The following is a 6,270-nucleotide window of genomic DNA, read 5'->3' on the forward strand; positions in this document are numbered from 1 at the left end:
TATGATCCATTGAGAAGCCTTGTTTTATAACATTTTGTCTTGAGAACCAATATGTTACAAAAACAGGGCTTTTTTTCTACTCTTTTTTTATATCGAACTCAGGTTCCCATAACTTCATTATTATCAAAAGTATATATCTATCTTGATCATTGTGCCCAATAAAAACCCAATATCAGGATGAACTGATATTGGGCATGGGCAGCACTATCTCTCTATATTAGAGGGTAGATAAAATGAGAGTATTACTTCTACAAATTATCAAGGTACTTTTCAGCATCCAATGCAGCCATACAGCCTGAACCAGCCGAAGTAATGGCTTGACGGTATGCGCTATCTGCAACATCACCAGCAGCGAAAACACCCGGTACGGAAGTGGCTGTAGCATTGCCTGCAGTACCGCTTTGTACCTGGATATAGCCATTTCGTAACTCAAGCTGGCCTTCAAACATACTGGTATTTGGTTTATGACCAATTGCAATGAATACACCTTGAACATCAACGTCCTGAATGGAATCATCCTGTGTCGATTTTAAACGTACACCTGTAACACCGGTATTGTCACCCAATACATCATCCACTTGATGATTCCAGATGATACTGATCTTACCTTCTTTTTCTTTTTCGAAGAGATGATCTTGCAGGATCTTTTCTGAACGCAGGAAGTCACGACGGTGCACCAATGTCACATGCTCCGCGATGTTGGACAAATACAGGGCTTCTTCAACCGCTGTATTACCACCACCGACTACCATAACTTTCTGGTTCTTATAAAAGAAACCGTCACAGGTTGCACAGGCACTTACGCCTTGACCCATGAATGCCTGTTCGGATTCCAGGCCGAGATATTGTGCGGTTGCACCTGTTGCCACAATCAGGGCATCACAGGTGTATTCTTCCATATCACCTTTAAGGACAAATGGACGCGTGTTCAAATCAACTTCATTGATATGGTCATAGACCAGTTCAGTACCAAAACGTTCGGCATGCGCCTGCATACGTTCCATTAATGCCGGACCGGTTAAGCCTTCAGGATCACCTGGCCAGTTATCGACTTCAGTCGTGGTGGTCAACTGGCCGCCGAGTTGCATACCTGCAATCAGCATAGGTTTTAAGTTGGCACGTGCCGCATATACCGCTGCACTATAACCGGCAGGACCAGAACCTAAAATGATGAGTTTTGAATGGCGTGTTGACATTTTTATATTCTCTAACAGATTAGATGTTACGTTGATTGACACGCTTAGACAGCTCTTCAGCCGATTCCTTACGCTCCGAGTAACGATCCGTGAGGTACGCGCTTTGTCCGCGGGTCAGCAAGGTGAACTTATACAGTTCCTCCATCACATCGACAATCCGATCATATAAGGACGAAGGTTTCATGCGTCCCTCTTCATCAAATTCCAAAAAGGCCTTGGGAATAGAAGACTGATTCGGAATCGTGATCATCCGCATCCAGCGCCCCAAGATTCGCATCTGGTTGACGCTATTGAAAGACTGTGAGCCACCACTGACCTGCATCAGTGCCAGGGTTTTGCCCTGAGTCGCACGAATGGCTCCCGCTGCTAGTGGAATCCAGTCAATTTGCGCTTTAAAGATCGAACTCATCGAACCATGCCGCTCAGGTGAACACCAGACCATGCCTTCAGACCATGCTAGCAATTCATGCAGTTCCTTGACTTTAGGATGTTCCAGATCACCATCTTCCGGCAAAGGTAAACCTTTGGGATGAAAGATTTTTACTTCACAGCCAAACCGCTCCAAAATACGACCTGCTTCCGTCACTGCAAGACGACTGTACGAGCGTTCTCGGTTTGAGCCATACAGCAATAACATCCGTGGGGGATGGGTCAGTTCTTTGGCTTGTACCTCAGCAAATGTAGGCGTCGGCAAAAGATCAGATTCAAGATTTGGGAGTGTCATATTCTGCCTCTTAACTATTTGGATAATATTTTTTCTTCAGCCATAAAGATACGCTCACCAAGGCAATTAACACCGGTACTTCAACCAATGGACCAATAATGGTGGTAAAGGCAATCGGAGAAGCCAGACCAAACGTGGCGATTGCAACAGCCAAAGCCAACTCGAAGTTATTGCCCGCAGCAGTAAAGGAAATCGCGGTGGTTTTTGGATAATCATTGCCCATCCATTTACTCATAAAGAAGCTGACAAAGAACATCAGTACAAAGTAAATCGTTAGTGGAATCGCAATACGCAATACATCTAAAGGCAAGCTCACTACATCAGCGCCTTTTAAACTAAACATCGCCACGATGGTGAACAATAAAGCCAGCAAGCTGAGTGGGCCAATTTTTGGCAGGAATTTCGTCTGATACCAATCCAGACCTTTGGCTTTGACCAATGAAATACGCGTCAGGAAACCCATCAGGAAAGGAATACCCAGGTAGATCAAGACGGCATTGGCAATGGTCCAGAAATCCACATTAATCACATGACCTTCTACCCCAAAAAATGGTGGCAAATAAGTCAGGAAGAACCAGGCATAACTACTAAAGAAAACAATCTGGAAGATACTGTTAAACGCCACCAGTGCGGCACCGTATTGGTTATCACCACAAGCCAGGCCGTTCCAGATCAGTACCATCGCAATACAGCGTGCCAAACCGATCAGGATCAGGCCGGTCATGTATTCCGGATAATCACTGAGAAAGACGATGGCCAGCACAAACATCAGTACCGGTGCAATCAGCCAGTTTTGTACCAGTGATAAAGTCAGAGTCTTTTTATCGTGAAAAACCTGTGGCAGGGTCGCGTAGTCCACTTTGGCCAACGGGGGGTACATCATCAGAATCAGACCAATCGCAATCGGCAGATTGACCGAGTTCACACTCATGGCATCCAGTGCTGTCGATGCTTGCGGAAAAAACACCCCAATCGCAACACCCAATGCCATGGCCACAAAAATCCATAGCGTCAGGTTGCGATCTAAAAAGGATAATCCTTGTTTAGACATAATGTGCTCGATTAAATATGAGAAATTTTATTGATTTCAGCAATGAGCTCTGGACGGCTCAATTTTTTTGCATCTAAAGCGAAGAACGCGTCTAAACGCTTGTTAATGTGATCCACAGTGGTCAAGAACGCCTGTAATTTTTCTTCTTCAGGTAAGTCCAGGTGTGAAGGATCAGATAAGCCCCAATGTGCCTTGATTGCGCCACCCAAATACAATGGGCAGGCTTCCTGTGCAGCTGAATCGCATACCGTAATCACGACTTCTGGCTCATATTGCTCGCAGGCATCAATGGTTTTGCTCGATAAGCCTTCGGTAGATAAACCCAGATTCTGCAAGGTTTTAATCGTTAAAGGATGCACCTGACCTGATGGTTTGCTGCCCGCACTGTAAGCGATCCAGCCTTCAGGCGCACGGCTGTTAAACAGAACTTCAGAGAGAATGCTGCGGCAACTGTTACCGGTGCACAAAAATAAAAACTTCATAAAAACTTACTCGCAATGGCTCTGAATCGGCAGAGCAGATGTGGGAAGGGAAATCGGAGATTGGCTGTGTTTGAGAGCATCCAGAATTTCAAAACACCACGCCGGTAATTGCGGATTGATGCTGTAATACACCCACTGACTTTGACGACGGTCATTCAACAAACCACAAGAGCGCAACAAAGCCAAATGCCGTGAAATCTTGGGTTGGCTCACTTGCAATTTGTCCGTCAGATCACAGACACATTGCTCTTCATTTTCAGCAATCAACATGACAATACTGAGACGTGTCTCATCGGATAAACATTTAAAAAACTGAACGTGGTCCATAGCTGCTCCCATTCTGTTATGCAAATATATACATATCCGCATATACAGTAAATAGTATAAGTTAAAAATGATAAAGGAAGGATTATAATGTGGTTTGAAAGAGGTCAATTTAAAAAATTGTCCGCTTTTCTCGGCTGTGTTATGAAAAACAAAATTTTAACGATTAGAAAATTTAAGGAATATCGAATGACTGATAAAAATATTTTAGTGCCGATTGACGGTTCTGATCAGGCACTTGCAGCAGTCAGAGAGGCCGCCATTATGGCAAATGCCCTGGACAGCAAGCTGATTGTCATCAGCATTGTTGAAGAAAATCCGTTTGCCAATACCGATTTTTATTACTTCGGTGCAGACGCAACGACCATGAAAGCATTTTTTGATGAAGCCTGTGGCAATGCAACAAAGGCCTTGGCCGACGCACAAAAACTTTCGGTCGATTCAGGCGCACGTGAGGTTGAAACCAAACTCGTTAAATCTGAAGTGTCTGCACAAACCATTGTCAATGTTGCTGAAGAACTCGCTGCTTCGCTGATTGTGATGGGATCACATGGGCGTAAAGGCATCCAGAAACTGGCTTTAGGCAGTGTGGCTGAAGAAGTATTAAAGTTGTCCCAAGTACCCGTATTAATCGTTAAACAATAACTGACCTGATTTCGGTTCACGCCATAAAAAACCCAGTAGTCTGAGCTACTGGTTTTTTTAAAGAAAATGCATTTTGGGCTTATTTATTTTTCTCAATCAGCTCCGCTACGGCTTGAGCTTCCAACACTTTACCGCTAGAAACGATTTTATTATCAATAATTAATCCCGGTGTGCTTAACAGACCTGTTTCCGCAATTTTCATCATATCCGTGACATATTCAATGTCCGCTTGCACACCCGTGCTTTGGACTGCTTCTTCTGTTGCCGCCAAGAGCGCCTTACATTTACGGCAGCCTGTACCTACGACTTTAATTTGCATGTTTTATTCTCCAAACGTTTTATAAAAACCAGTAACCAAAACTATTTAAACTGTAGCCGATGACCAAAATCCCGACAAATACGATACCAACAAACAGGCTAAGTAAAGGAAGTTTCACCACCTGTTTTAACAGGATCAAGGAAGGCAAGGAAAGCGCGGTCACCGCCATCATAAAGGCCAAGACCGTACCCAACCCTACACCTTTGCCTACCAACGCTTCCGCAATCGGCAGGGTACCAAAGATATCCGCGTACATCGGTATACCAACGACCGTAGCGATTAACACAGAATACCAGTGTTCCTGGCCGAGTAAGGCGGTAATCCATTGTTCAGGAATCCAGTTATGAATCGCCGCACCAATACCTACCCCGATCAGTACATACAACCAGACCTTTTTAAAAATTTCTACTACTTGCTCCCAAGCGAACTCGCGTCGCTGTTTAGCCGTCATACTAAAATCTTCTTCTCCCTGAATGGCACCATTATGGGTGACAAACTCAGCCACATACTTTTCCATTTTTAAAAAGCTAATCAATGAGCCGCCCAGTACCGCCAGCACTAAACCCAGTAGCACATAGATCATGGCGATTTTCCAGTTAAAAATACTGGCCAATAAAATAATTGAAGCTAGATCGACTAACGGAGATGAAATCAGAAATGAAAAGGTCACCCCCACAGGCAATCCGGCACGGGTAAAACCGATAAACAGCGGAATCGAGGAACAGGAACAGAATGGCGTAATCGTTCCCAATAAAGCCCCCATGATATTGGCTTTAATCCCGGTCATTCGGCCTAAAATCTGCTTGGTACGTTCAGGCGGAAAATAACTCTGGATATATGACAGAGTATAGATCAGGACCGAGAGCAGAATAAAGATCTTGAAGACATCATAGATAAAGAAGTGAATACTGCCACCAAGCCGGGTCGCGACCGATAAACCGAAGACATTTTCGACCAGCCAGCGTACACCATCCGAGAGCCAGGTCATTTTAAGCAGCACATCATTCAGCCAAGCAAAGAGGGCAATTATTTGATCCATTTAAATCTCCTGGTCTTGGGGGAATAATAGTGCTTGTGTAAATAGAGACAGTTCTTGAGCACGGATGGGATTCAGTGAATAGCGTATCCAGCGTCCGTCTTTTCTTCCTTTGACCAGACCCGATTCAGTCAAACACTTCATGTGATGCGATAAAGTAGACTGGGTAATGGCAAGATTTTGCAACAATTCGCATGCGCAACATTCCCCTGTCTGTAGCATCTGTAAGATCTTGAGACGGGTAGCATCCGTCAAAACTTTATAAAGAGAAGTCGCTTGTTCATGATCCAATTAAGATTTTCCGTAACATACTTATAATATTGAGTATCTAAATTATATTGATGGCTGTCAATGTGTTTTTTTCTGTAAAAAAAAAGCCCAACAGAGTTGCAATGCTGTTCACTTAAGAGGAGCAGCATTGTGATCTACCGGATAACGGGTTTTTGACATCTTAACCGTTCGGGGTGTTGTTGGCCTCGAACGCCTTTCCAGA

Annotated in this window: 9 protein-coding genes; 1 reads left to right on the forward strand and 8 read right to left on the reverse strand. The window is 44.2% G+C overall.

Annotation, left to right across the window (positions count from 1 at the left end; genetic code table 11):
* Positions 1-248: 248 nt before the first annotated feature.
* Genes trxB through ACE01T_RS16850 form a run of 5 tightly spaced genes read right to left on the reverse strand, consistent with a single transcriptional unit; the run spans position 249 to position 3,780 of the window.
* The gene (gene trxB / locus ACE01T_RS16830; RefSeq protein WP_395519734.1) at positions 249-1,196 is read right to left on the reverse strand and encodes a thioredoxin-disulfide reductase; all 948 of its coding nucleotides are present in this window, start codon (positions 1,194-1,196) and stop codon (positions 249-251) included.
* 19 nt (positions 1,197-1,215) lie between these two features.
* On the reverse strand, positions 1,216-1,920 hold the full coding sequence (gene arsH, locus ACE01T_RS16835) for an arsenical resistance protein ArsH (RefSeq protein WP_016165436.1): 705 nt from the start codon (positions 1,918-1,920) through the stop codon (positions 1,216-1,218).
* A gap of 10 nt (positions 1,921-1,930) precedes the next feature.
* Positions 1,931-2,971, reverse strand: coding sequence for an ACR3 family arsenite efflux transporter (gene arsB, locus ACE01T_RS16840; RefSeq protein WP_016165435.1), 1,041 nt, complete (start codon positions 2,969-2,971; stop codon positions 1,931-1,933).
* 11 nt (positions 2,972-2,982) lie between these two features.
* Positions 2,983-3,453 carry an arsenate reductase ArsC gene (locus ACE01T_RS16845; protein ID WP_395519735.1) on the reverse strand — a complete coding sequence of 157 codons (471 nt, stop codon included), beginning with the start codon at positions 3,451-3,453 and terminating at the stop codon, positions 2,983-2,985.
* A gap of 6 nt (positions 3,454-3,459) precedes the next feature.
* The gene (locus ACE01T_RS16850) at positions 3,460-3,780 is read right to left on the reverse strand and encodes a metalloregulator ArsR/SmtB family transcription factor (protein ID WP_166172093.1); all 321 of its coding nucleotides are present in this window, start codon (positions 3,778-3,780) and stop codon (positions 3,460-3,462) included.
* 186 nt (positions 3,781-3,966) lie between these two features.
* Here ACE01T_RS16850 and ACE01T_RS16855 point away from each other — a divergent pair, with 186 nt between their 5' ends.
* Positions 3,967-4,422, forward strand: a complete 456-nt coding sequence (locus ACE01T_RS16855) for a universal stress protein (protein ID WP_395519736.1) — start codon at positions 3,967-3,969, stop codon at positions 4,420-4,422.
* Positions 4,423-4,501: 79 nt separating this feature from the next.
* Here the strand turns inward: ACE01T_RS16855 and ACE01T_RS16860 are convergent, their stop codons facing one another.
* Genes ACE01T_RS16860 through ACE01T_RS16870 form a run of 3 tightly spaced genes read right to left on the reverse strand, consistent with a single transcriptional unit; the run spans position 4,502 to position 6,068 of the window.
* The gene (locus ACE01T_RS16860; RefSeq protein WP_016165431.1) at positions 4,502-4,741 is read right to left on the reverse strand and encodes a thioredoxin family protein; all 240 of its coding nucleotides are present in this window, start codon (positions 4,739-4,741) and stop codon (positions 4,502-4,504) included.
* 19 nt (positions 4,742-4,760) lie between these two features.
* A complete protein-coding gene (locus ACE01T_RS16865; protein WP_016165430.1) occupies positions 4,761-5,780 on the reverse strand; it encodes a permease in 1,020 nt (339 codons plus the stop codon).
* Entirely contained in the window at positions 5,781-6,068 is a 288-nt protein-coding gene (locus tag ACE01T_RS16870) for an ArsR/SmtB family transcription factor (RefSeq protein ID WP_395519737.1), read from the reverse strand. It abuts the gene before it with no gap.
* Positions 6,069-6,270 lie beyond the last annotated feature (202 nt).

Source organism: Acinetobacter uliginosus (genome assembly GCF_044130295.1).
Classification (GTDB): domain Bacteria; phylum Pseudomonadota; class Gammaproteobacteria; order Pseudomonadales; family Moraxellaceae; genus Acinetobacter.